Source organism: Sinomicrobium endophyticum, assembly GCF_052983315.1.
Window position 1 is genome coordinate 296,124 of the sequence record NZ_JBRKIS010000043.1, and the last position, 26,306, is coordinate 322,429.

Annotated in this window: 24 protein-coding genes; 9 read left to right on the forward strand and 15 right to left on the reverse strand. The window is 40.5% G+C overall.

The window, feature by feature from the left end; genetic code table 11:
• Positions 1-26: 26 nt before the first annotated feature.
• From ACVBDU_RS17965 to ACVBDU_RS17975, 3 genes are all read right to left on the reverse strand, one after another.
• Positions 27-2,267 (reverse strand): PorP/SprF family type IX secretion system membrane protein, encoded by a 2,241-nt coding sequence (locus ACVBDU_RS17965; protein ID WP_447181109.1) that lies wholly within the window; start codon positions 2,265-2,267, stop codon positions 27-29.
• A gap of 4 nt (positions 2,268-2,271) precedes the next feature.
• The gene (locus tag ACVBDU_RS17970; RefSeq protein ID WP_447181110.1) at positions 2,272-4,479 is read right to left on the reverse strand and encodes a T9SS type B sorting domain-containing protein; all 2,208 of its coding nucleotides are present in this window, start codon (positions 4,477-4,479) and stop codon (positions 2,272-2,274) included.
• A 965-nt stretch (positions 4,480-5,444) separates the two neighbouring features.
• The gene (locus tag ACVBDU_RS17975; protein ID WP_447181111.1) at positions 5,445-5,732 is read right to left on the reverse strand and encodes a TM2 domain-containing protein; all 288 of its coding nucleotides are present in this window, start codon (positions 5,730-5,732) and stop codon (positions 5,445-5,447) included.
• 519 nt (positions 5,733-6,251) lie between these two features.
• Between ACVBDU_RS17975 and ACVBDU_RS17980 the strand changes: the two genes are divergently transcribed.
• Positions 6,252-6,974, forward strand: coding sequence for a LexA family transcriptional regulator (locus ACVBDU_RS17980; protein ID WP_447181112.1), 723 nt, complete (start codon positions 6,252-6,254; stop codon positions 6,972-6,974).
• Between the two features lie 31 nt (positions 6,975-7,005).
• On the opposite strand, the gene ACVBDU_RS17985 is transcribed toward ACVBDU_RS17980, so the two are convergent.
• Together ACVBDU_RS17985 and ACVBDU_RS17990 are read right to left on the reverse strand one after the other, a co-directional pair.
• A complete protein-coding gene (locus tag ACVBDU_RS17985) occupies positions 7,006-7,269 on the reverse strand; it encodes a hypothetical protein (protein ID WP_447181113.1) in 264 nt (87 codons plus the stop codon).
• A 51-nt stretch (positions 7,270-7,320) separates the two neighbouring features.
• Positions 7,321-9,744, reverse strand: coding sequence for an aminotransferase class I/II-fold pyridoxal phosphate-dependent enzyme (locus ACVBDU_RS17990; RefSeq protein ID WP_447181114.1), 2,424 nt, complete (start codon positions 9,742-9,744; stop codon positions 7,321-7,323).
• A gap of 225 nt (positions 9,745-9,969) precedes the next feature.
• Between ACVBDU_RS17990 and ACVBDU_RS17995 the strand changes: the two genes are divergently transcribed.
• Positions 9,970-10,371, forward strand: a complete 402-nt coding sequence (locus ACVBDU_RS17995; RefSeq protein ID WP_447181115.1) for a DUF7793 family protein — start codon at positions 9,970-9,972, stop codon at positions 10,369-10,371.
• Positions 10,372-10,618: 247 nt separating this feature from the next.
• The gene (locus ACVBDU_RS18000; RefSeq protein WP_447181116.1) at positions 10,619-11,527 is read left to right on the forward strand and encodes a helix-turn-helix domain-containing protein; all 909 of its coding nucleotides are present in this window, start codon (positions 10,619-10,621) and stop codon (positions 11,525-11,527) included.
• A gap of 116 nt (positions 11,528-11,643) precedes the next feature.
• Here ACVBDU_RS18000 and ACVBDU_RS18005 read toward each other — a convergent pair whose 3' ends face one another.
• Positions 11,644-11,871: a hypothetical protein gene (locus ACVBDU_RS18005; protein WP_447181117.1), complete on the reverse strand. Its 228-nt coding sequence runs from the start codon at positions 11,869-11,871 to the stop codon at positions 11,644-11,646.
• Between the two features lie 798 nt (positions 11,872-12,669).
• Positions 12,670-13,263, reverse strand: coding sequence for an RNA polymerase sigma factor (locus ACVBDU_RS18010; RefSeq protein WP_447181118.1), 594 nt, complete (start codon positions 13,261-13,263; stop codon positions 12,670-12,672).
• Between the two features lie 540 nt (positions 13,264-13,803).
• Here ACVBDU_RS18010 and ACVBDU_RS18015 point away from each other — a divergent pair.
• Both ACVBDU_RS18015 and ACVBDU_RS18020 read left to right on the forward strand, forming a co-directional pair.
• Entirely contained in the window at positions 13,804-14,220 is a 417-nt protein-coding gene (locus ACVBDU_RS18015) for a helix-turn-helix domain-containing protein (protein ID WP_447181119.1), read from the forward strand.
• Positions 14,221-14,373: 153 nt separating this feature from the next.
• A complete protein-coding gene (locus ACVBDU_RS18020; protein WP_447181120.1) occupies positions 14,374-14,826 on the forward strand; it encodes a GNAT family N-acetyltransferase in 453 nt (150 codons plus the stop codon).
• Positions 14,827-14,929: 103 nt separating this feature from the next.
• Here the strand turns inward: ACVBDU_RS18020 and ACVBDU_RS18025 are convergent, their stop codons facing one another.
• From ACVBDU_RS18025 to ACVBDU_RS18050, 6 genes are all read right to left on the reverse strand, one after another.
• Positions 14,930-15,124 (reverse strand): bacteriocin, encoded by a 195-nt coding sequence (locus ACVBDU_RS18025; RefSeq protein WP_447181121.1) that lies wholly within the window; start codon positions 15,122-15,124, stop codon positions 14,930-14,932.
• A 170-nt stretch (positions 15,125-15,294) separates the two neighbouring features.
• The gene (locus ACVBDU_RS18030) at positions 15,295-15,501 is read right to left on the reverse strand and encodes a hypothetical protein (protein WP_447181122.1); all 207 of its coding nucleotides are present in this window, start codon (positions 15,499-15,501) and stop codon (positions 15,295-15,297) included.
• A 209-nt stretch (positions 15,502-15,710) separates the two neighbouring features.
• A complete protein-coding gene (locus tag ACVBDU_RS18035) occupies positions 15,711-16,121 on the reverse strand; it encodes a GIY-YIG nuclease family protein (protein WP_447181123.1) in 411 nt (136 codons plus the stop codon).
• 241 nt (positions 16,122-16,362) lie between these two features.
• Positions 16,363-17,028, reverse strand: coding sequence for a DNA-binding response regulator (locus ACVBDU_RS18040; RefSeq protein ID WP_447181124.1), 666 nt, complete (start codon positions 17,026-17,028; stop codon positions 16,363-16,365).
• A 14-nt stretch (positions 17,029-17,042) separates the two neighbouring features.
• On the reverse strand, positions 17,043-18,971 hold the full coding sequence (locus ACVBDU_RS18045) for a tetratricopeptide repeat-containing sensor histidine kinase (protein ID WP_447181125.1): 1,929 nt from the start codon (positions 18,969-18,971) through the stop codon (positions 17,043-17,045).
• Between the two features lie 79 nt (positions 18,972-19,050).
• The gene (locus ACVBDU_RS18050) at positions 19,051-19,212 is read right to left on the reverse strand and encodes a hypothetical protein (RefSeq protein ID WP_447181126.1); all 162 of its coding nucleotides are present in this window, start codon (positions 19,210-19,212) and stop codon (positions 19,051-19,053) included.
• A 384-nt stretch (positions 19,213-19,596) separates the two neighbouring features.
• Here ACVBDU_RS18050 and ACVBDU_RS18055 point away from each other — a divergent pair, with 384 nt between their 5' ends.
• The 3 genes from ACVBDU_RS18055 to ACVBDU_RS18065 all read left to right on the forward strand — a co-directional run bounded on the left by ACVBDU_RS18055 (position 19,597) and on the right by ACVBDU_RS18065 (position 21,628).
• Positions 19,597-20,124 (forward strand): hypothetical protein, encoded by a 528-nt coding sequence (locus tag ACVBDU_RS18055; RefSeq protein WP_447181127.1) that lies wholly within the window; start codon positions 19,597-19,599, stop codon positions 20,122-20,124.
• A gap of 356 nt (positions 20,125-20,480) precedes the next feature.
• Positions 20,481-20,666, forward strand: coding sequence for a hypothetical protein (locus ACVBDU_RS18060; RefSeq protein ID WP_447181128.1), 186 nt, complete (start codon positions 20,481-20,483; stop codon positions 20,664-20,666).
• Positions 20,667-20,857: 191 nt separating this feature from the next.
• Complete coding sequence (locus tag ACVBDU_RS18065) at positions 20,858-21,628, forward strand: ParA family protein (protein ID WP_447181129.1); 771 nt, start codon at positions 20,858-20,860, stop codon at positions 21,626-21,628.
• A 284-nt stretch (positions 21,629-21,912) separates the two neighbouring features.
• Here ACVBDU_RS18065 and ACVBDU_RS18070 read toward each other — a convergent pair whose 3' ends face one another.
• Positions 21,913-22,305 carry a hypothetical protein gene (locus ACVBDU_RS18070; RefSeq protein WP_447181130.1) on the reverse strand — a complete coding sequence of 131 codons (393 nt, stop codon included), beginning with the start codon at positions 22,303-22,305 and terminating at the stop codon, positions 21,913-21,915.
• A 5-nt stretch (positions 22,306-22,310) separates the two neighbouring features.
• The gene (locus tag ACVBDU_RS18075; protein WP_447181131.1) at positions 22,311-22,616 is read right to left on the reverse strand and encodes a hypothetical protein; all 306 of its coding nucleotides are present in this window, start codon (positions 22,614-22,616) and stop codon (positions 22,311-22,313) included.
• Between the two features lie 550 nt (positions 22,617-23,166).
• On the opposite strand from ACVBDU_RS18075, the gene ACVBDU_RS18080 reads away from it, so the two are divergent.
• Positions 23,167-26,223 (forward strand): ligand-binding sensor domain-containing protein, encoded by a 3,057-nt coding sequence (locus tag ACVBDU_RS18080; protein ID WP_447181132.1) that lies wholly within the window; start codon positions 23,167-23,169, stop codon positions 26,221-26,223.
• Positions 26,224-26,306 lie beyond the last annotated feature (83 nt).

The following is a 26,306-nucleotide window of genomic DNA, read 5'->3' on the forward strand; positions in this document are numbered from 1 at the left end:
CCGATAGATATCCGGGGCTTCATATATTATTCTATTTTTATAATTATAGCTTTGGAATACATAACATCAACAGGGGTATTGCCCTGTCTGCCGGGCCGCATCTTGGGAATATGGCCTATAACTCTTCTCGCTTCTTCTTCTAACCGTTTGTGAGGCGCCCGGATACGCAACACGGAAACCTCTCCATCTGTCCCTACCTTGAATTCCACATAGACACCTTGTATACCGGACAAGCCTAACCCGGTAGCTACAGACGCCCTGAACCTTCTCTGGATCACCTTGTCTATACCATTGGCCAGGCACGCTTTGCGCTCTTCATTATTCCTGAGGTCTTCACATCCCGGAAAAACAGGTACGGATTCTATTATATCTACCGGTATGTAGGCATTTTTAACAGCGGACCTGATTTCTCCTCCGGCGAGCGGGAGGTCCAATGCTGTTTTTCCATCATCCCCTTTCGTGTTATCTTTTATCTCCGGGGTGATCTCCGCTACTTTAATACTGTCCATCAACATTTCACCGAATATTTTCTGGCTTTCCATTTTAGCCAGTACGGTCTTGGCATTTTTCACTCGAAAAACCCACACTCCGCTGTTATTCAGTTCTCTCGCATGTTTTTTACGCTGGTTTATCGCTTCTTCCCAGGTATCGTATTGTTTTACATAAACATAGTTGAGATCGTTTTCCGGATTTTTGAAGGATCCGGCTTTCCACCCTTTACTTTTCAGGGTATTGATATATTTATTGAGGTTGGATTCATTTTTAAACACATTGGCTATAATGTAATACCCGTCTTCCACATCCATTAGCGTTGCGGTTTGTGTACGGATATTCTCCTGTTTTGCTGCTGCTGCAAAAAGAAGGTCTTCGATATCCGGTTCCTGGTTTTGCAGGACAGGGGTTGCCGCAGCGGTTTTGGATTCTGCCAGCGTATCTTTTACAGGCTCTTCTACAGTAGCCAGGGCCATACGTATTTCTTCCGCTTTTTTTGCCTGCTCTATGGAGTCTTTTATCTGTCTTCTGCGTTCTGCGGTAAGGCGTGTATCTCCCAGTTGCTGGTGTCCGAGGCCGCTTCTCTTTTGTTCCTCCTGCCCTACATTGTCTTTTTCCGGTGTTTGTTGCCCGATCTGCGGAATAACCGGTGGCTGTATTGTGGAAGCAACAGCTTCTCCGGGGATCTTTTTGGTTTCGTCTACTCCGCTTTTCAAGGAATTTTCCACTTTTTCTTCCTGCTTTTCCTTCGCTGTTTCGGCGGCTGTGGAAGCAACAGGTTGTTGTGTTCGGGGCCTTACTGCAGGACGTTTCTTTTTTGCGGAAACGTAACGAGGTGGAGTATCGGAAGACTTAAACGCATATGACAAACCAAACTCATGGGTGGCTCCGAAATTCGCTATGTTTTCATTCAGGCCTTTTTCTACCGTATATCCCAAAGACAAATGACTGGTAAGATTGAATCCTATACCTGCTGCAGCTCCGTAGAGATCATCGTATCCTGCCTGCAGCCATCCGAGTCGGGGAAAATTCACAATAAGACTTGCCCCGGGAAAAAAGTCTTCTCCTGTTTTCCTTCCTCTTAGCATGGTAGTCATTTCCCCATCCTCAAACGCACCGCCGAGCATCTCCATTTTGAGGGTATGCATAACATGTGCGGAAAATATTTTTCCGGAATTATCACTTATATAGGACTCATAGTTGGTGAGATTGAAGTTTACGATATTTTCAGCATACACTCCCACATCAAAACTGCGGAAGGAGAGGTTTAATCCGGGATGAAACGCTATAAGCGAACTATTCTCCATGTTTTGCAATGCCGGATCCTGAATGTCTGAAGCAAAAACACTCCCCCAGTTAATCCCGCTCCGGTAATACGTGACGTTGACACCAAATGTGAGTGTACTGTAGTCTGCCACCTGAATACCGTAAGCATAATTGGCCAGAAGACCGAAATTGTCTATAACTCCAAGTCCCTGCTGAAACAAGCCAAGGCCGAAGCCTGTACGCTCATTTATTTTTCCGGAGAAGTTTGCCAGGTATACTTCGGGAGAATTATCGTAATCCGCCCATTGGTTCCGATGATGAAAACCAATGTATGTATTTACGGGACCAAGAGCAGAGAAAGCCGGATGTACCAGGTAGCGATTATACCTCAACAGGTTTTGAGACGGTATCTCAAAAGAAAGTACAGGGCCGGCCTGCTCGTTCTCCTGGCTGAAACCACAGAGAGAAAATAACAACACTAAAAATATGAGGGGTAGTTTTTTAAGCATATTTTCAGCGTATTAAAGTTATGGTCCCCTGTCGAACCACCTCTTTTCCTTCCTTCAGTATCCTGTAATAGAAAACCGGTTTATTTAAAGGATAGGTCATGGTAGATTCCGGCCAGTTATTCTGGTATTCTGTGGTCTGAAGCAATATTTTTCCTTCGGGGCTATAGATAATTACTTCTACATTCGAGTTAAATGCGTATATATTGGGTAATATCCAGTGATCATTTATTCCGTCATTGTTAGGGCTTACTATATTCGGTATGATATAAATGTCCTGATATTCTACGGTAAACTCACGGATCACCTCGCAATTACCCAAATAGGCCAGAAGCGATATTTTTCCTTCTTCACTTATTGTTACGGAATCCGTATCGGATATAAGTTCATTGTCCCCGTTGTACCAGGCATAAGCATCCCCTCCGGATGCGGTAATAGTCCTGGAGGTTCCTTCGGGTATAATGATCCTTTCGGGGGCATCCACTTCTATAACCGATTCGTCAAAGGGATGTATAACCAATTCGTTAGAGAATACCGTACATCCGTAGGCTGATATACCAAGCCTGTATGTTCCTTCTTCTTCGATATTAAGGGCTGTAGTATTTTCGGATATTTTTTCTCCGTCTTTGTACCAGGCATAGGTATAATCGGTATTTCCGGTACCTGTGGTAATATTAATGGTTATAGATCCTCCGCAAAGTATATCGTCCGAAGCCTCAATAGACACGGTTTCTTCCAGTCTGAGTTTCAGGTCTATTGCATTGGATAAGATATCGTCATTCTCAAAAGTGGCCTTCAGGCTGTACACCCCGTTATCGGAAGGCTGGCCGATCGTAACCGAAGTCCCCGTCCTGCCATCGAGATAGCTGCCATTGCGATACCACTGATAGTTGAAGACATCTTTGTACGTATCGTAGACATCCAGGGAAGTACCGTCTTCCGTTTCTGCAAAGATACCGCTGAGCCGGAGCGTGGCGGTAGAATTCACACAAGGGTTATAACTACCATCCGGTGCTATAATAATGGTAAAGCCCTGCGGATAGGATACGTTTATTTCCTCTGAAAAAGCTTCTACCGCACATCCGGAGGTTTGCTTTACTTTCACCTTATATATTCCGGGTTCGTCTATTATTACAGAGCTTCCGTTACCTCCGGATATGGGGACATTATCTTTATACCAGGTATATTCCGGATTATTCGCTGTTGTAGAAGCTGTTACGGTAACGGTTTCTCCGGAAAACAATAAAATGTTGCTTCCGGCATCTGTATTTACAACTATAGAAGGGGCCGTAACCTGTACTGTGTTGGACTCTGTTACACATCCGCTCTGGTTTTCCAGGCGCAGCCGGTATTCTCCCGCAGGATCCGGTCCGTTCAGTGAAAGCTCCGGCAAATAACCCGGACTTCCTATTTGCTGCCCATCTTTAAACCAGGTATAGGTATATGCTGAATTATCGACATCCGCAACCAATTTAGCATCATCTTCCGGACAAACTTCCAAAGTTGATTCGCCGTTATTAACAGATACTTCAAGTGCTCCGCCTCCGGATACATTCACCATATTAGAAGATGTATCCGAAGAACAATATTCACCGTAATCTACCTCCGCATAATATGACCCTGCCTGGGAAACCATCAAAGAAGACCCTTTTTCTCCGGGAATCTCCACGCCGTTCCTGTACCACATATACGAACTCTCATCCGGGTAATTATACACGGAAAGTTCGTAACTCCCCCCGTCGCACAATTCTACATTACCCACCACAGACCCGTTTATTACATTTATAGTCAGGGACTGATTTACCTTTCGATAATAAGCGGGAAACTTATCGCTGGGCGAGCTGAAGCTTTGCGGACTGGTACTTCGTACCCTTACACGGTATTCGTCTCCGGCAGTCGTATCGGGAAAACCAAATTCAAAATCAAAATTAAATGTAGTATTCCTGTTGCTCACCCTGGTCAATTCTGTGCTGTTGGCAAAATTCCCGCTGGCATCAGATAATTCCAGGATAAATTCGTTCGAAGAATCCACTAACGGAGGATCCCAGGAAAAAGACACTCTATAGGTATTGAAACCCGCAGAAGCACACGGGGTATCAAACTGCGGCACAGGCTTATAAAGCATTTGTGCGTATGAAAAATACCACCCCCCGGCTACGAAGAGCAACAAAAACAGAATGTATTTTTTAACAAGGTGTGGTAATTTTTTATCCATAGGCATTATTTGGGTTTTAGCAGACAGATAGTTGTGCCACATTCCTGCGAACAAAATCAAATTCCCCGTCTGCGGATAGAATAAGAGAAAAAACCCGGTAGGCCTATTATGTCTGGAAAATTCATACCTGTAAACCAAAGCAACACAAGAACCTACCGGGGCAAGTTACCAACAACTTGATTAACCCTTATTACTACAAAATACAACTGATGGAACACGTTGTCTTTTTGCTGATGTAAAAGTATTGGTAGCCCATGAAGTTTACGCCCGAATCCTTATAGAACTATTTCTAACCATCGGTAGAACTTATTCTATGTATCTGTAGAACTTATTCTAACACCAGACATAAACATCTAATAAATAGTGATTTAAAATTATTATTGACCCATTTCCGGAAATTCGGAAACATGCTCGCCAACAAAAAGGTTTTAAGATAAAAGGGACCAATCCCGAAATCCGGGGATGTAAAAAAAATACAGAATCAAATATTTCGTTTGGGAGTTGTTAGTTTTGGAGTTGGGCAGTGGTAAAATAGGCGCGGCAAAAACAACTCAGAACTAAAAGACTTCCGGGGGCAGGTTACACAACACCACAAATACCCACCTCCGGAAGATCAAAAAATACTTAAAAAATAACGTTTGCCGAACACTTTGAAGAAGGGGCTGGGTAAACCGGATATGTTTTACATATTTCGAAAAACCGGCAAGCTAATCCGAAACCAACATATCCTGCCTTGCTTTCACCCACCCTTCTTTTGACAGAAAGAACAGAAACAATCTCAGCAAGGCAAAATTTATTTTTTTATCAACCCCACAGGGCCGGAACAAAGAAATACCGCTACAACCATGTTCCGGCAGCTAACTGGGGGCGACTGAAAGGCTAAAGGGCCGTCACATACTTTACAAAACCAGAACAAATCCGAAGGTCTTGTCACAATTGCCCAAAGAAAAGGGTTTTTAAAAAGATCAAAACCAGCTTCTTTTTTCCACCTGGTAAATCCGGTAAAATTCCTCATCAGACTTGATTAGGTAAAGTATACCCTCTACAAGACTGATTAAACCGCCGAATCCGAAGGTAATCATTGTAAATACAACCTGAACGATTCCCTCTTTTATATAACCTAAAACAAATTTATGCACTCCAAAAGCTCCCAAAAGAATTGCCAATACTCCTGCAAGCAACCTTTTACTCACTTCCAATTTTTCACCGGAATTATCTTTTTTTCTCCCGTCAGGAGGAGTTTTTGTTTTCATAGCATTTTTATCATTATCAAATCATTTCCGGTACGTTTTAAACAGCGAAGCGAAGTTAGATTATATTATTACTTTCCAAATAAAAACCGGGTAGAACAAGTTCGAGATAATCTTAGAACTTGTTCTACTGCTCGTCAGAAAAGTCTGTTTCAGAGACATGAGCCCATAAGATCAGATCGGTGTACAATGTTCTGTTCACCCGTAGTACATTTTGAGGGATTCTTTTCATTTTTAACTCTGCCATTTCGACCGGGCTGAATGTATCAATTAAAGGGTGAAATGAAAAAAACAAATCTTTGATTCAAAATGCACACCGGGTTTCATTAGTAAAAAATAGTTATGATTTTCATAAATAAGCCACAAAATTCATATATATTATCCCTGCTTTGCTAAAAAATAATTAAATTTGACACTGTATTAATCTTCCTGTATGCTGTAAAGCCCAAAACTTACACAGCGGTAAAAAAGAGGTATGCCTCTTACCTGCTGAACAAAATATATTAACATAAATACTACCCCATGAAAAGAACACCACGGATCAAAACTCCGGAAGGAAGAGGTGTTTCCTTTGAAGTACCGGAAGTTTTGAACAGGCTCAAAAAACACCTGGACATTCGCACCAATACGGAATTATCGGAAATATTAGAGGTAAAACCAAACACTATCTCTACCTGGAAAAAAAGAAACACACTGGACTATCCCCGTATACTATCGGTATGTCAAACGTACAGTATTGATATCGATAAAATATTCTTCGGTAAACAAAATAATGATTCTGCCAGGGAAAATAAAAGTGCTTTCCCTGTAATTACGGCGGACTGTTATTTCCAATATGTCACCGGGGCGGGCAAAAAAGAATATATAGATTCCCTGCCCAGATTCTCCTTTCCTTTTATCACCGGTAAAAACATCAGGGCCTTCCAGGTTGTAGGTTCTGCAATGCACCCGGTCCTGAAAGAAGGCGATTACGTGGTTGGAGAATTTGTGGATACTGATACTTCCACCCTTACCAATGGCAACATCTTTGTACTGGTGAGTTCTGTAAAAGGGATCTATATATCCCGGATTCGAAAAGACGTATCAAACCCGGAAGTTATTCACCTTATCCGGGACAATGAGCCCAAAAACGCTTTTTCGGACTTAGAAATGACCACAAGTGAAATTATGGAGATATGGGAGGTGACCTCCGTTTTTTCATTAGACCTGGTAGGTAACAGCAAAAAAGAGAATCGAAATTCATAGCATGGCCCTTCCAGTTTCTCTCGTATCCCTTTCATACATCGCCCGGATTCCGGGTCCTGTCCTCCAGTTTTTTCCAAAGTTCGTCAAACTGCTCTGTGTTTTCCATATTCCCTGAACGGGATCGATCACACGATGGGTCCATATCTTCCCAATGCTCTTCCATCCAGTATTTTATCTCGCCCTCCAGGGCAGGATCATTTACTATTTCCGCAAGTTGCCCGAACTCATCGCGGGTAAGGGCATTCTCCCTGAATTTTTCAAGTAACACTTCTATCAAAGCTCTATGTCGATTCATTGTCTTTCGTTTAATAAAAATATGTCTTCGTACCCATTTTTTACGCCCTTTCTATTTTTGGCGTATAGTTCCCATCAGTTCCACAGAAAAGTTGTCCTTTGCCTGAATATATGCTATTTTTGGAACAATCTCAGCTCCCATTTTTCTTTTTTCGAAGGAAGCCGTCATTCCGAAATCCACTTTACGAAAGCCAGAACTTCCCGCTCTTAGTACCGTCTGGTAAAGCATTTGTCTGTATAACTGATATTTCCCGGCATACGTGTAGTCCATACCAATAAAAGCGGGGACATACGTCTGTTTCCCGTTTTTATAACTAAACATTACCCCCAAAGGTACACGTTCTTTTCTTTTATCGTATTCCTTTTTCAGAGAAAGCTCCATAAATTCCCACAGCGGACTCTTCTCCATGTTTTCAAATAACTTCTCCGGGAAAGAGAAAGTGTTAAGTGCTAAATTCTTTTTTCTGACATTTTCAAAAAGCCGGATATATCCTTCTATTTCAGTCCAGGCAGCTTTTTCTTTAAAAATTACATTAAAGTACTTTTCATAAGGCTCAACCTCCCGGCGAAAATGTTTTCTGGAACGGGAAGAAAGCGATGCTATATAAGGCTCTTTTCCTTTCCAGGATAAATTATCTACAATACAGGAATCCGGCATCCCGATCTTTACAAAACCGAGATTATGCAATACTTTTTCCAAGCGCTCTTCTTCTTTGAAATCCCGCAATATTAACATCGCCGTGTCTTTCTCTTTATCCAGTTTCTCCAGGGTCTCTATCAATAATTCCACTGCACTCTGCCATTCCGGATGATTCTTGTCCAGATAACAATGTTCCCCTTCCGTAAACAAAGAGCCCATACAGAGCACGGAGGAAGTCATATAATATGGATTCTGTTTCCGCTTTTCTTCAAATTTTAAGGAAACGGATTCCGGTGCCAGCATATCGTCTTTCCACAGAGCATGAGTAAAAAACGTGGCCAGAACCGGTTTCTGCATCGCATCTCTTATCACAAAATAATAAAAAGACCAGTTATGCTCCGGTTTATCATTATTCTTAAATACATCTTCCAGAAATTTAAGACCATCCCAATCAAAAACTCCATTGTTTCCCAATAGAATATTCCATTCTTCTTTGTTTAACCTTGATATAGTGTCTTCCGCTTGCAGGCTCAGTCTCCCTGTTTTTATAAATTTTGTTGTCTTTCCTCCGGTTACCGGCATTCGAAAAGCTCTTCTGACTCTATCCATCGTCGTACGTGTTTCTTCCAAAGCCGCCGGGTAATGGTTTTCAATGGCCTTTACAAGCTGTTGAATGTCTTCTTTTTGATTATGCCGGGATATCGTGATCCTCATTCCGGTATTTCGCACCGGTACACCAGGATAAATCCCCAGATTAACAAAAAAACCGTCATTCATAAGACGTTTTACCATGGTATATCCTGTTACGGGCATACCTGTACCTATATAAAAAACAGGGGAATCATTTCGCTCAGTCAATGGGAGTTCCGTGGATAACAACAGCTGGTTGAAATAGTTTATTTTATCCCGGAGTTCATCCTGTAATCTATAGATCTCCGGCGACAAATGAATATCTGCAGAAGCACATGCAGCCGCAACAGATGCCGGTTCAAGCTGTGCCGAAAATGTAAGAGGTCCGCCAAAATTCTTTATTTTCCCGTACATCTTCCTGTCCGAAGACACAAGTACGGCTCCACTGGCTCCAAAGGTTTTACTAAGTGTCCCGAATAATAAAACATTTTCCGGTAGCTCCCCTAACCTTTGTAAAACATAACCTGTTCCGTTTTTCCCGGTCCAACTCATTCCATGAACATCATCAAAATACAGGTGTAATTGCGGATATTTATTGCTAAGGGCCATGAGTTCAGGGATTGGAGCATAATCACCATACATGGAGTAAACCCCGTCTGCCATATACCATATTTTTCGACATTTAGAAGACAAATCCCGTATTTTATCTTCCAACATATTCATATTACTATGCCGTATCATTTCTATCGGCACTCCCCTCGGTTTCAGAAGCTGTGTGGCATTCTGAACACTCCAGTGTACCTGATGATCCAGAATAACACCGTCTTCGTCTCTAACTGCGGTGGGAATTACCCCTATGTGTCCCAATGTACTGTTTTTAGTTATTACCACCGGATATCTGTACATGCTCTTTACTTTTGCTTCGAGCTCTCCGTAAAGCGGATGTGAGATATAGGTTTTGGAGAGGGGAAATTGTGTTCCAAACTTAAATATTGCTGCGGCAGCAGCCTTTTTCAGGCGGAAATCCTGCTCTAAGCCCAGATACCCGGTAGTCCCAAAATGCAGGAGATCATTGTTGTTAACCCGTATTCTCCTTCCTTTAAACGAATTTCCCTCAGCATAAAGGTGTAATACCCCCGCATCTCTGGCATCAGAAAAAACACCCTCTACTGTATCCAGAAAATTATTGTGCTTGATTTTTGCCATATACTTTCATTTGTTTAGGATAATTTTACTTTACAATCTAGTTAATTATACCCGATTTAATACATAGACTTCATGTGCCATTAAAAATAATCCCTCTCAGATAAGAAATAATCCCTCTCAGGTAAGTGTATTATTCATTATGAACGTTAGTATACTTTCAACCTAAAAGTGAATTAAATACATTTATAAAATCATTAAATTGCCAATTCATTCACCCCGAAAAACATGTTAAATTATAGAGATTTCCATCCAAGCATGCCGAATTGTGAAAATAGTTATGCCAGATTCTGGATAGACCGTAATATTCTATTTTTCGTTTACAAAACGGGCACTATAATCAATCTTACTGCGGCAAAACAAATTGTTGCCGACAGGTTAGTATTTCAAAAAGAACAGAGCTTTCCGGTGTTTTGCGATATCCGGGGCCTTCATGATATTAACAAAACAGCGAGGGACTATCTTGCCAATGAAGGTTCTGTATTGATACATGCGGTTTCTATTTTGGCGGATCCTCCGATTAGTCGTGCCATACTGGACTTTTACTTAAAAATGAGCAAACCTCTTATTCCCACTAAAGTCTTTAAAGATTCCGATAAAGCCATCCTGTTTCTGGAACCTTTTTTATAAACCAATAGCAAGGTGTATCAAGATGGAAATTGCATAAATTACTTATATTATGTATTTTAGCACTCCCATCTCTCTAACAGAAAAGTTAATGTCCCGGCTTCATCGCAGTTGATTTTTTGTGTCCCTCACAAGGCTTTATTATATTTTGCTATTTATTAATCGTAACCGAACTTTCCACAACCTATAATCTACTCCTCTGAAAATGAATAATGAATACAACAAAAATCGAATAAAAAGTATCTATCAGATGCTCCTTGAAGTAGCCCGTGGTAATTTTTCCTACAGGATCGAAAGATCCGAACACAATGATGAACTGGAGGCTTTGGTTGTTTTGGCAAATATGATGACAGAAGAGCTGGAAGGGTCTATACATCATCGCTATTATATTAATCTTCACGAATCCTATAAACACATAGCGCAGATGACCTTTGTTCTGGATCTCAATTTTAATATTCAGAATTTTAACTCCATGGTATCTGAGATATTATTATTCTCTCCGGAAGAACTACAGGGCAAACTGATAACTGACTTTCTCACGGAAGAATCCAAACCTGTTTGGGAAGAATTACTGGATATTATCTCGGAAGAAGAACATTATAACCACACCGTGGAACTGTGTTTTAAAGCAAAGCAATTTTTTATAGTTCCGGTTATATGCTCCGTATCCAATCTCACCTATTCGGATAACCGTGCAGTGGTACTGGTAACTGCAATAGAAACCATATTGCAAAGTGCGGAAAGAATACATGAACTCCATCGTCTAATTAATAATCAGGACAATCCGGATAAAAATAACCTTCGTATTCTTCTAACGGAAGCCGACATCAGCAAGATTGCGAAAGCAAAGGACTATATTACAATACACCTGAAGGATATTAATTTTTCTTTAAAAGATCTGGCCCATACTCTTGGTACGAATGAGTTCAAACTCAAATACGGCTTTAAGCAGTTGTATGGCACCACCATTTTTCGCTTTGTACAGGATGAAAGGCTTCGAAAAGCCAGCTTACTTGTGCAATATTCAAAACTACCCTTTAAGACCATTGCAGAAATGTCCGGGTTTAAAACAGCTCCGCATTTTTCCAGGGTGTTCAAAGAAAAATACGGCTGTACACCAAGTACTCTTCGCAAGCGTTCCGCGAACAAAAATAAATGACCTCGAATAAGGCAAAGAGATAAGTTCAGATCGATATTCTCTTTCCGTCAGCCAATCTTCATTTTAATTCATCAGGGGATATTTCAAAGAACTATAGAGCATTTCGGGGTGAAAGTTCAATTCAGATAGATAATATAAAAGTATTTCCCCAAAAAGATACATCTGTCATTATCATCTTCTGATTCTCCGCTTTTCTCCTTCTCCCAGTATTCTTCCAGGATTTTCACGAATTTATCCTCACTTCCATGGCAGTCCAGAATAGTTTTCAGAGCGCCAAGTTCGTCCCGGGTCAGGGTATCCTCCTGAAGTTTTTGTAAAAGCAGTCTGAGTTGTTGTTGTTCCATTTGACATTGTTCGGTTTAGATTTAACCTGTTTTGCGGACTATCTATTTAAGATTAATAGTTCTATTATTTATACACCTGTAAAGCGGAACTGTCCTACGATAATGTTTGAAAAAAATGCGATAATCAAAATAACATACTTATTATGAGGTATTTAAAAAATTAATTATTTTGTGACAAAATTCACAGAATGAAATATACCGGAAAATAAAAATAACTTTAACCTGATTTGTTTTTATTCTCAAACAACTACTTGATTAATACTGTCAGGGCGAGCAGGCAGGCAGGTTTGTGTAGTAGCTATCTCTAAGAGACTTACAGAGGTTTCGCAGAGTTTCACAAAGATTTGATAATTGGCTCAACGTCGTCACAATTTGTGCGGTTACCAGGATCTTAGATTCCGAAGTGACAGTTATTCTGTTTTTAAATTATTTTAGTTTAGTAGATGACAAAAATAACCTAAGAGGGGACTATTAGCCTGAAAAATGAATAGGAAGAAATAATGAGAAAAGGAAAAAGAAACGGAACTCTGAAGAGGTTCCGTTCAAAACGGTATAAATCCGCCAGGCGAATAGGCTCAATGGAGTAGACTACCCCGCTGTCCGGAAAGTTTCACCTTTTGTTAACTTTGACTTATATGTGCAAGTGTTTGATTTTATTTAAGTTGCCAAAGCCTTCAAACTCCAAATCCTGAAAAGCTGTTCATTTTTTCTGAAGAGGAGATTTTCTGAAATTCGTTAAAACAGAACAAAGCATGGATAACTCCTCACATATCTTTATATGATTAAACGACTCCGATATCAGCTGAAGAATAATGCTATAAGCATTAAGAGGCTGCTTTCTATATACAGCCGTAAATGGGTTCTGATAATCTCCATAATTTTCCAAAGATGGTTTTTAACGGTTTTCGGCTTTATACCTAGAATTTCGGCTATTTCCGTATTCGTTTTCCCTTCTTCCCTGGACATCTGGTAAATTGCTTTTTTCTGAGGGGGCAAAGTCGCTACAATACTGTTTACCATACCTCTGTACTCCGTGAGCCGTATTTTTGTTTCTATTTGTTCATAGTGGGAATTAACATTCTTCCACAACTCTTCTTTAGCGGATTCTCTGCGAAAAGCATCGCGCAAATGATTAAAAGTAAGATTTTTGGCTATGGTAAACAGGAATGTGGTAAAAGTTAAGGGCTTTATAGTCTCCCTTTTCTGCCATACGCGAATAAAAGCTTCCTGTACGATCTCATCGGCCACATACTCTGACTTGGTATAAGAGAATACAAAATAGTAAAGTCTTTCACGCAATAGGTTAAAAATAGTTTCAAATGCGATGGTGTCCCCTTCTTTCAGATCTCTTACCAGTTTAATGTCTACTTTTGGCGAATTGGAATTGCTCACTTCTTATATTTTTCTGATTTTAAACGATAACCTCAATAAATACCATCGGTCTATGGTATATCTCCACCACGAAATCCGGATCTTTCGTGTTATCCCGGTAGTACTACGAATACGGGAAATGCGTATTCGTTGTAATTGTCATCCGTTGGGATAGGTTCATCTGTTACCAGGGTATCCCGGTAAATTCTCAGGAAATGCCCTGAATGATTACAAGGTTGCTATTCCAGGTCTTGCCTGCCAAACAATACCCCGGAAAATCCGTTTATACCAAAGAATAATCCGGGAACCGATATTTTTATGCTCCGAAAAAAGATTTTTTATTACCGGAAAAGCAACAACCCTTTTCTGCACTTTGGTCCCAAGCCAGCGAATGTATTCATTATTTTAGGGTACGGATGTATTTCATTTTACGTATATTTACGTTTTGCTCTTCCGGTTTCTTCATACTATAATACTCCGGTATAGCACAACAAATATAGAAACATTTCGTTTAATTAAAAAAATTTTAGACTATTTTTTACACCAAACGTTTATAAATCTATGGACAGATCTCTGATGCTCGATCAAATAAAATATCATTATCTTTTTAAAAGGGATATTGACCTGGCAAAGCATCTGGGAATAAAGCCCCAGGTTTTGTCCAACTGGAGAAAGCGAAATTCTTTTGATGCCGAACTGATCTATACAAAATGTAACGGGCTTAACTCTTCGTGGTTACTTACCGGAGAAGGCTCTATGCTTAAGGAAAATGACCACAGTGCCCATCCGGTACACGAGGAAGGCAGCACGTATGTATTACAGGAAAAGATCAGTGCCATGGAAGGACAGATCGAAGCGTTGAAACAAGCAAATTCAGCTCTCCAGGAAACCAACAGTGCATTGCGGGAAACCAGGGAAATATTTAAACAACGTATTGAGGAACTGGAATCCAGAAATAATAGAGCAGGTTCCGACTAGTTAGGCAACACTCAATAAATCAGTTAATGGGTTATTAGGTTAATCAGATAATACTCATTAACTTATTAACTCAATAACTTAGTAACCAGTCTATTTGGTTAATCAGGCAACGCTCATAACCTCACTAACCCTTCATTTTACCCTTACAATAATATGATACAACTACGAAGAACGGATTCCGCAGACCCGGATTTTCTATACATGATAAAATATCTCGATGAGGACCTGAGGGAAAGAGACGGTGAAGAACACTCGTTTTATGCACAATACAATAAAACCGATCTTATAGGCCATGTAATTGTAGCCTATTTCAATAACCACCCCGTGGGATGCGGAGCATGGAAAGAATATAGTCCGGACACCGTAGAAATAAAAAGAATGTATACGTCACCGGAAAGCAGGGGGAAGGGTATTGCTTCTTTGGTCCTTAAAGAACTCGAAAACTGGGCTTCTGAATTGTCTTACGCCAAATGTATTCTCGAAACCGGCAAAAAACAACCTGAAGCTATTCGCTTATATCAAAAAAACGGTTATGTGATCATTCCCAACTACGGGCAATATGCCGGGGTAGTAAACAGTTTGTGTTTTGAAAAGGTATTGTATTAACTGCCAAATTTTTTATGAACAACCTCTTCGTTTCACACCAAAGAAAAACCCCTTTCCATATGCAACAGAAAGAGGCTCTTATAGCAAATGAAGGATATTTTGTTCAGCTGTTAATCCCTCCTAAAAAATCGCTTATAAAATCCCCTACCGCATCCAGAGCGGCCTGCATATGTGCGGTAACAATGTTTACAATACCATTAAGTATTTCCAGTACCGCACCCAAATCCAAACCTCCGTTTATTTCACTCAGTTCGGTTTCGGTGAGTTCCTGCACTTCATAACTTTCCAGATTCTTCATAATATCAAATTATTAAGGTGTAACATATGTTAAAATTTCTCCGGAACCATCAAAAGAGTTCTTATAGAAAAGCCGTATAAAATATATTTTCCTCTTAAGCACCTGCTAATGTGGTAATAAATTTCATACGGCTTTCTATCCTGAAACCCGATCGGGGTTCCCGGAAACAGTTATAGATCCACAACTCCGGTTATGATGCCCAGAGTGAGTTCTACTATACTTCCTACAACGGAAACAATTCCTCCGACTACTCCGGTTACCGTACCGAGTACTCCGGTTAGCAGGTCGAGAACTCCACCTATGTCAAGACCTCCGTTAACTTCTTGCAATTCAGTTGCGTTGAGCTCCTGAACTCCGTAATTTTCCAAACTTTTCATAATAAATAAGATTAAGTTAAACAAAAAGATTTAAGGCTTTAAATACCGGCCACTCCGACCAGAAACACCATTTAGTTGTGCTAATTTAAAGATACTCACTGTATAAACCTTGCAGTTTAAGGTTTTTATTTATTAAAAAAGAAATCCAAAGCTCAGGTAAATGAGCGAATTTACATCAAAAAAATATGTTTATTTTGACTCTGTACTTTCTACGAGGATTTTTTTTTTAGCAGGGGATAATCCCCGTAAAGATGTACACCAGTAGTATCAAAAGGAAACACATTTTTATAACTGGTATTTATTATGGGTTGGTTGGCCCGGATAAGCGCGGCAGCAACCCTTTCCCGGTCTTCCCTGGGTACAGGGGTACAACTGAAACAAAGTTGTTCTCCGGGTTTTAGCTGGTTTTTCCATACGTACCGCTTTTCGTGTATACGTATCTGCTCATTGATATTATCCGCTTTTCCGATATAAATAAGATCGTGCATGGATACTTTTCCCAGTTCGCGGTCGTGATAAAAACTTTGTACTACATAAATACCGGAATAGGCAGGGAGCCCTTTACTGTCCCGTTCGCGCCAATAGCCCCTAAACTCCTGTTCGAATATTTTTTTTGCCATAGGTTCTGGTTGCTTGGATTTCATTTCCAAACCTAAACCTATTACGGGATATTTCCTTACGGATTTCCGTAGTTGCCAAAAAAAAACTGCCTTCAAAATGGTTAGTTTTATTTTTGTTGCGTTCTCCTACGGAGAAAATCCACCCCCTCGGTGTATCCCTTAGCCGGGTATTTTCCGGCTCCGGGCGCAATAAAAACCATTTTTAAAGACAGTTTATAACTGCTTTTTGAATTAGAAAAACCTATAACAACCTAAGATCTTTCAGTATGGTAATAAGATGAATTGTGGTATTGGCATTAAATTCTTCTTTAAGTTCCTTTAACCGTTTCTCCATAGAACTTTTACTACTTGGCGAAATACCTTCTTCTTTAAAACTTCTTTCTATCTGTTCCTGTGTATACCCGTTGGCCAGATGGGTAAGAAGCGCCACTTCATACTCCCGGAGTGTCAGAAAATTTTTTCTTTTGACCGCTGCCTCCACCCGGGGGGAGAGATAGGTTTCTCCCTTGTATACTTCCAGTACAGCTTTTTCCAGGTCGGCCAGGCCATTTCTTCCTTTGCAGGCATAACCTGATATCCGCCCGCTCTTCCACAATGTTCTCACAGTATGCGGATGATCTTCGATCGAATACACGATAATCTTTAATTCCGGAAATTCACCGGCCAGAACGGAAATCAATTCCTGTCCGGATGCGATATTTTGCGTCCGGTGGTCCGGCTTAAAAGAGAGGTCGCAGATCAGCAACTCAAAAGGGACACCGTCGTATAGGGCCTTTCTTGCTTTAAGAAGCGCTTCGTCACAATATGTGGCATGCCATACCTCCGGTATATCCAGATTGCGGAATACGGAGGATAAACCCTGGTTTATGCTGTCTATATCTTCGGCAACTAATATTTTCTTGAACATAGCAGGTAAAAGAATTAGTACGGTAACTGAATTTCGGCCCTGAAGCCTTTTTCAGTTTCAAAGGTAATATATCCTTTCACGAATAAAATACGGTTTTCCGTATTCCGAAGCCCATTTCCATATTTTAACACATTATCGGGCGCCCCCACCCCATTGTCTGAATAGGTTATTTTCAACACTTTAGCAGTATCCGAGAAGGTTATTCCTACTAAGGTAGCCTTACTGTGTTTTTTCATATTTGTCATTAATTCCTGCAATACCCGGTACAGAACTATCTTCTTTTCCGCGCTAATTCCGGCCCAGGAAATGGTTTCAAGCCCCAGGATAACAATTTTTGTATTTCCGGGAGGATAACTACCGAGCATGGAAGCCAGTTCTTCGGGAAAAACAGTTCCGGTATCGATATGGATACTTTCTCTCGATATGTCTCTTGTCAGCATATATATTTTTTCCAACCTGTCCAGCACCTCTTTATTGGTTACATTTTCTTCCAGCTGTACCATTACATTATAAATTCCGTTTGCCAATTCATCATGTACGCGTTTGGACAACCGGATTTCGGTATTGTAAATGGCTTCCTGCTTTTCCCGGGCAACTCTTGCCTGATCTCTTGTCTTTTGGAGAGAATGCCACAAATACCAGATTATTGCTACCCCGATGACCACGGTAAGCAGGATGAGATTTTCCGTCCTCTCATTTTTCAGCAGGATTTCGGCCTTCTCTTTTTCGGATTTATATTTCAGCTTTTGCTGTTCTTCCCTGGTATAATCGTATTTTATCTTGGTAAAAGCGTTTTTGGCCCGCAATTTCGCCGTTTCCAGGCTGTCATTTAACAATACATATTTTGTGGCATAGGACCGGGTATCTTCTTCGGTGAGATAGATAAGTCTTTTTAAAGCATCTAACCGGTCTTCTGAATTGTTATACGTTTTGGCAACATCCAGGTATTTTTTGGCGTACATGAATGCCAGCGGACGGTCTGAAAAGCGAAAATATTCCGAAAGGTGTGCGTAACTCGCCTGCAGTCCTTCCACATCGCCGGTCTCCAATCGTAAGTGCAGTGCGGTCTCCAGTTCATCGAACACGTCGGATGAAGGCTCTTTTAACCATTTGGCAAATGCCAGGTTATCTGTAATTCGTGCCTTCGTTTTCGGATGCAGACCTGTAGTGTCTATCGAAGTCCATAATTCTATTGCTGATTCCAGGTTGCCCTCATCTCTCTCCAGGAGAGCTATATTGTTTAAAATCGCAATGCTGTCTGCCGCAGAAGAAACATACTTTAAACTGTTGTCATATTCACGGATGGCATTGTCATATAATTTCTGTTTTCTGTAACTTATAGCTATACAATTATAAGCGCTGGCAACATATTGTTTGTTTTTGATATGATCGAGATAGACCAGGCTTTCCGTTGCGCTTTCCTGGCTTCCCGGATAATCGCCCAGGCGTTCCTGTGATATTGCCATCTCCACCAGTCGCATCCCCATCTGGGAACTATCTCCTATAGCCTGGTAATACTTTTTGGATTCCATGGCATTTTTAAAGCTCTCTTCCGGATTGTTCAGGTAAGCAAAAACCCTGCTTTTTCTGTAATATCCCTTAGCCAGGTAGGATGTGTCTTTGTGGAAACGGGCGTGCTTTATGAGTTCGTCAGCATAATACCCCGAGCTGTCATACTGCTTTATACTATTCAGCAGGTATATTTTTCGATACAACCCTTTGAGCAGCATAGAATCTTTTTCGGGTATGCTATACGTCAGGGATCGGTTTATGTAAAAAAGTCTTTTATCAATCGGTATTTTGCTCTCTCTTGAAAGTTCGTAGAAATACAGGGAAGAATCTATCTCTGTTCCCGGGCTTACCTGAGATGATCTGACGGGGATATCACACCCGGAATTACACAATATTATGGTAACAAACAGTACCGGAAAAATAAATCTCATGGGGTTGTTTTGGTCTAATCCCCAAATTAACAAAAAATAAAAGGCCACGAACATTTCGCGGCCTTTATTGTGATTTTTTTTAATCGTCTTCGGATTCAGGTGGTATGATATGCTCATCCTCACCTCCCGAACCCTGCGTGTCGTACAGGGCTTCATTATCCGCCGTATCGTTGTATGTACATGACAGCAATGATAAACTGCCGATAACAAGAACCGTAATAATAAATAGTAATCTTCTCATAACTGGACAAAATTTTGGATTAGACAAAGGGGTTATACCCCGGGCAGAAGCCCGGGATTCCGGAGACATATCCCCCTGGCCTGCAGTAACCAATAGGAAAACACTCCATTTATTTTCGGGAAGTAAAACCCGTAATACAGCGGCCGGAGACCACTTCCCACGGCTATAGCCGGCTGTATTATGGATTTCCGTAAAGACGAACCCTTTTCTTTTACTATGTTAGCTACACCTAAAGCGAAAAAGGCCCTTACACTTGCGAAGTAAGAACAACAGTTGCAAAAGATCGCGGACAAAACCCTGACATCTTTTTGACAATGTGCTGACAAAGCCCGACACATCAAAACAACCTGAAAACAAAACGATTACACCCTAAACACAGTAAACATGGAAAATTGGATACAACATCTCATGGAGTCCGTATTTGATAAAGTGGATAAAGAAAGCGTTGAAGTTAACACCAGCGGAAAGTCAAGATACCTTGCGCTAAAAATGGAAGAAGACCACGGATTTTTGTTAAGCGAAAGAAATATATCCAGGTATTACAAAGGGTATATAAACGGAGAGATAAAAAAGATCAGGCCCAATAAGGCTACACGGAATGTTTTTGCAAAATATCTGGGATATTACAGCTTCGAAGATTTTGTAAAACAAAATGAAACCAGGGAAGGTGAAGTATTGCGTAAGTTATCCTGGCGGATTAAAAAATTACACCGCAACATGCTGTTCAGTCTTATATTCAATATTATTCTTATTGGCGGACTCCTGTTTTTCATATCCAGGTACTACAAGAAAAACTGTATGATCTGGATAAACGATCATTATGAAAAGATAAGGTGTTCCGGTCTGGAATTGGAAACGGGGTTAAATAAAGATGTATTGGAAAAGTTTAAAAAAAATACAGATAACCGATAGTACGATCTTTTTCCGCGAGGGAAAAGCTGTTCTGTGGTATACGGTCAACAAGGGTGAAACAGAATTCTTCACATTTCCATGGACACATCCCATAAGCAAAGAGGCATTGTCTCCCGTTACCGCAAAAATGGCGGAAAGCTATGCCCCAAAAAAACAGGACTCCGTAAGTAAAAAATGATACCGGTAATAGCAACTTCCGTTTGATTATACATAAAACACGATATATAGAATTCATTCTACCTGCAATTAGAATTAGTTCTACACCTCCGGAAAAGGCATAAACGTGAGAATATCCTAATTTCACCCCACTCTTAAACCCGGACAAGTATCGTGAAAACCTATTATGTATTAAGTTGATGAGAAGAATATTAACTCTTACAGGAGTTGTAATATCTGTTTACTCCACGACTACTATTTTGGGCTATTTTTTAGAGTATCACCCCATAGCCGGTAATGAAGCAGGTTATGTATGGGGAAATTTCATTTTGTTGCTCATAGGGTTTGTGCTCCTGCTTTATGCCAGGGGCATAGCAAAAAAATAGGCTAAAGCCATATGACGTACAAGCATATCAGCATTGCAAACAACCAACCATAGATTCCTGGTATCCCGGAGCCGGTTTTTTGGGAAATTTGACCACCCTGTTACTATATCTGTTCAATATACAGGGAAAAGCTTCGGGATATTCAGGAATTACAGAGAATATCCCTGTATTGTTAATACATAATTTGTTATATGGGCAAAATAATAGCTATTGCAAATCAAAAAGGAGGCGTGGGAAAGACCACCACATCCGTAAATCTCGCTGCTTCTCTGGGAGTTCTGGAAAAGAAAGTATTGCTAATAGATGCCGATCCCCAGGCTAATGCCACATCCGGACTCGGAATTTCCGTAGATGATGTGGAGACAGGCACCTATCAATTACTGGAACATACCGTAAAGGCCAAAGACGCCGTGATAAAAACCAAATCTCCGAACCTGGATCTCATCCCGGCCCATATAGACCTGGTGGCCATAGAAATCGAACTTGTGGATAAGGAAAAAAGGGAATATATGTTCAGGGAAGCTCTGCGAGGCATGGAAAACCAATACGATTATATTCTGATCGATTGCGCCCCGTCACTCGGGTTGCTTACACTCAATGCACTTATTGCTGCACATTCGGTTATCATACCTATTCAATGCGAATATTTTGCCCTGGAGGGACTGGGAAAACTTCTAAGTACCATAAAAAGTGTTCAGAAAATCCACAATCCGGAACTGGATATAGAAGGAATGCTATTCACTATGTACGATTCCCGGTTACGGTTATCCAACCAGGTAGTAGAAGAGGTCAGACAACATTTCAGTGAAATGATATTTGACACCATCGTACAACGAAATATTCGTCTGAGTGAAGCTCCCAGTTATGGCGAAAGCATTATCAATTACGACGCGTCGAGCAAAGGAGCAGTAAGTTACCTCAACCTCGCCCATGAAATTATCAGTAAAGGCAATACCAAATAAAACGATTAAAAAAATCTTTGCTTCTTCTCTTTATTATTCTACCGGCCTGTCACTTCATTTGGGGCAGGCCGTATTATTTTTCATATCCGCTTTGATGTGTTACCGGTAAGGGTAACGAGCACCTTATCGTTTTTAAAAATACGATGGGAAACTTAGATTTAGTAGTACATGACAAAAATTTAATTTCGATAACCCATTGATTTGTTGCCCCTGCCAAAGAGAGCGTAAACTGATTTCCTGAGAAAACCCGGTTAAAACAATCTTTGTCCTGTACTAAAAAAAACTTAGAATTCGGTGGGAAGAAGCAGAGTTCGTCCGATAAAGCAAAACGCCATGGAAACGCCAGGTTCCAGGGGAAGATCAGCAGAGACCCTTACTTTTTTCAATAACTCTCCGTTTCTTCCGGAATATTCCACCCAGCAGTTATCTATACGGCCGCGACATACACGAATACATATAAAATTATCTTCCCCGGAAAGTGCAAAGGACTGCATGGCCATATCTTTTAACAAATCGTCTGTCTCGAAAAGGGATATGACATATTTTACACCATCGGTATAATAAAACGGAAAATCGGGGTGAAAATATAATTTGCCCGAACTTCTGAAAGCTTCTATTTGCCTTCGGACAATCTTACTTTTACCTTCAATGGATTGATGCTGTAGTATTACTTCCATAAATTTCAAACGAGTTTTACCCTACAAACGGAAACAATATTGTTCCGGAATTCTATTTCGAGGTACATTTTGTATGGTAAACTTTTCAGGTCCCGCACAAAATATTTCCACTGGTCTACGTGATAATGATTGTATTCGTCTCCTAAAAGTTCCATAATCTCTTCTTTGGATTTAGACAACAAAACCCCTCCTTCCAGTATACTTTTCAGATGGGATATTCGCTGGTCCCTGCTATTTTTCCACAACGCACTTTCAAAAGAGCAGTGGCGGATCCGCAATACAAGCATGACATATTTACAGAATAATGACATCTCTTATTTTTTTACTGTCTATCAAAGCCTTATGGTGCACATTTAAAGGCTGTTTAAAGCCCATATCCTTTCCGTATTCTTTTGTTTCCGATAAAAAACACCTGAAATCAGGAAGGCCATTTCTATATTTGCAGTCTCATAATCTCTCCGTGGAAACAGCCCTCCCGGGCTGGTATACTCCCCGGGACTGACTGTTCTAAACACTTGATTATGATATTAGGAAACGCTGTATTAACGTTGACATAAAATTAAAGGGACCATATCACATTCCCATTAAAAAAGCTGTAGAACTTATACAGGGTGCGTGTAGAATAAATTCGTTTCACATATAGAACAAGTTCTACAAACAACCCGCTGTTTTATATGTATTTTTTTTTGTATAATTGTACGCCCCAAACGCGTTTATTTACAACTTACTTTATTTCAGGATCATACTACTGTTTTACCATCTTTTAACCAAGATAAAAACAGATATTTTTCATACCTGATTAACATATTTTTAAACCTGCGATTTTCACATAATCTTTTTTAGAATTCCCCTCTGATTCTAATGCGACTTACGTTGACCATTCTTTTTAGCCTGCTTCACCTTATTTCTTATTGCAACCGGGTTCTCAATCTCTACAATAAAGACTACGGTATTCATTGGTATACAGACAGTGACGGGTTACCGCAAAACAGCGTAAAACAAATATTTAAAGATACTTACGGGTTTATCTGGTTCCTCACTCAAAACGGATTGGTTCGTTACGACGGAAGAAACTTCCGGGTATTCAATTCCAAAAATACCTCCATACACAATAACCAAATGGTGTATGCCCTGGGAAAACCGGCAAAAGACAGCATATTTGTTTATAATGACTTCGGAGAGACCCTTTTAATATCTCAGAGAAAAGCTAAAACCTTTAAGCAAAATACCAGTTGGCCACCCTACCCCCTTATTTCAACACCGGAAATGCATATTGCCGACAGTGCAAACCTCCGGAAAAACAGATATGTAGTTCCTGCATTAGAAAGCACCTACTACGTTGTCGGCAACGACACGATTGTATATCACAATGAGGACACCAGGGAAACATCGAAAATTTACTTCCCGCAAAATACCCCCGGTTATTTTTTCACTATTGACAATAACTTGTATCATCTTGAAAAAGACGGAAAATATAGCAGAATACACCACGGAAAGATTTTCCGGGAAAGGACGGAAGTCCCGACAGAAGACGGAGATATTACCGGGATTATCTATAACACCGTTACCAGACAAACATTTTTACATACGCGAAAAAGCTTATACCTCCTGAAGATTCAAAACTCCGAACTACATCTGGAGCGCATACTTACCGATTTCGATTTCGGCCCAGAAAACAGCATCTTTTCTATCTATTACGACTCTTATCTGAAAATCATCTACCTGGGCAGTAAGACAAAAGGATTGGGAATTATCAAAAAACACCATTTTAAAAGTGTCAATACATGGAATACGGACAGGATACAATATGCTCTCACTAATTACACTTCCAATAAAATACTTACCGCTACAGGAGCCATTATTAATGCAGGCAGTATCTCCGGAGAAAAACTGAATGCTCCCTGGGACAGTGATAAACACAGTCTGATGATGGATAACCAGGGAGATATATGGACTAAAAACCAAAATCACCTTTACCGCTTCCGGAAAGATACCGACTATCAGGAATTCCGACAATGGGTTTTGCCCTATCCCATAGAACAACTCCACAAGGGCACAGACGACAGAATATGGATTGCAATGCACCTTAACAAGGATAAGCGAAAAGCGTCAGAAAGTTCACTGTACTACCTGGATTCCGCAGATCCGAAATGCTCTCCGAAACCTTACAAAAAATTGAATTTCCGGGTTCAGTACATGCTACAGACCACAGACTCCACGCTTTGGCTCGGGAGCTTAAAAGGCTTGTATAAAATGGATCTCACCACAGGAAAATCGAGCAATATTGAAGGCTTGAAGAGCAAGCAGATCACCAGCCTTTATGCCTCCGCCCCCGGTGAGATATGGATAACCACTTCCACCAAAGGCTTATTTCTTTACAAAAACGGCGTACTTACGGATTTTCCGCCGGACCGGAAGGGATATATGCTTTCGTCTCATTGCATTATCGAAGACAACGAAGGGTATCTGTGGATCACAACCGGCAAAGGACTGTTCCAGGCGTCAAAGAAAAAGATGCTGGACTATGCTTCCGGAAAAATGGAACAGGTATACTATCATTACTACGATAAGGATTCCGGTTTCCTTTCCAATGAATTTACAGGCGGATGTGAACCCTGTGGCATTAAACTACACAACGGTCATATTGCGTTTCCGTCTCTCAACGGTATTGTAATATTTCATCCCAGAAAGGTAAAACCAGAACTTCCCAACGGAACTATGTACGTAGACGAAGTAAGGACTGCAGGCGATACTCTTTCCGCAAACCAGGACACGTTAACACTCAAACGCAATTTTGGCCGGATACACATACGCCTGGCAACCCCTTACTATGACAATGCCTACAATCTTAACATGGAATTTAAGCTGGAAGATGAAAATACCAAAAACTGGGAGTATATAGAAGATGGCCAGACCATAACCTTTTCGCAACTGCCTCCCGGACAACACACTCTTGTAATACGAAAAATGAACAGCTTTTATTCGTACTATATCCATAAGAGAATAACCCTGGTGGTATCGCCTTATTTCTGGGAAACGGATTGGTTTCACATATTGCTATGCCTGGCCATACCAGTGGTTATTTTTTACGGCATCAAACTGCGTATTAAATATGTCCGGTACAAAAATGCCCTGCTTAAAAAGAAAATAATAGAAAGTACACGGCACCTGCGGAACACCATACGAACCCTCAGAATAACCAAAGATAAACTGAAACAGCAAACCGCCATACAGGAAAAACTTATTGCCTCTATCAGTCACGATATTCGCAGCCCTCTTCGCTTTATGGTAGATACCGGAGAATATCTTTATGCCAATTACGACACCGGAAATAAAAAAATGATACGGGAAGGTATACGTTCCATGTACACGGCCTCCGTAAAAATACACGAGTTTATCAGCGAAATCCTGGATTACAGTAAGGCCCGTATGTACGAAGGTATGGGAAACACTCCACGCGAAAGTTACGATCTCCAACTCCTCATAGGAGAAAAAATTTCTCTGTTCACGGAAATAGCAAACTCGCAAAGAACCAGGATATACAACTACGTTCCTTATAATTTTACCACATTGGTAAGCAAGCATTTACTATCTATAATTATTCATAATCTCCTGGATAATGCCGTTAAAAATACACATAACGGCAAAATAACCCTGTACGCCTTTATACGTGAGAAAACACTGCGTATTGTCATAGAAGATACCGGCAAGGGCATTTCTCAAAAACAACTACAGTACTATCAATCGTTAATGAATCCGCGCGAGGAACAGAACGTCTCCTTTGACACTCCCAACAAAAGCCTGGGGATTAAAATCATACTGGATCTTCTCATTATTCTAAACGGAAAAATAGACATTAAGAGTACCGTGAACAAAGGTACGCGCGTAACCCTGATCTTCCCCGTAGAAACGGAATAAAGGTACCTTCTAAAACCCCTGTTTCCCCTAAGAAAAATCCAAAACGGTACAAGGCGCTACATAACGTTTTAATTCCAAACTTA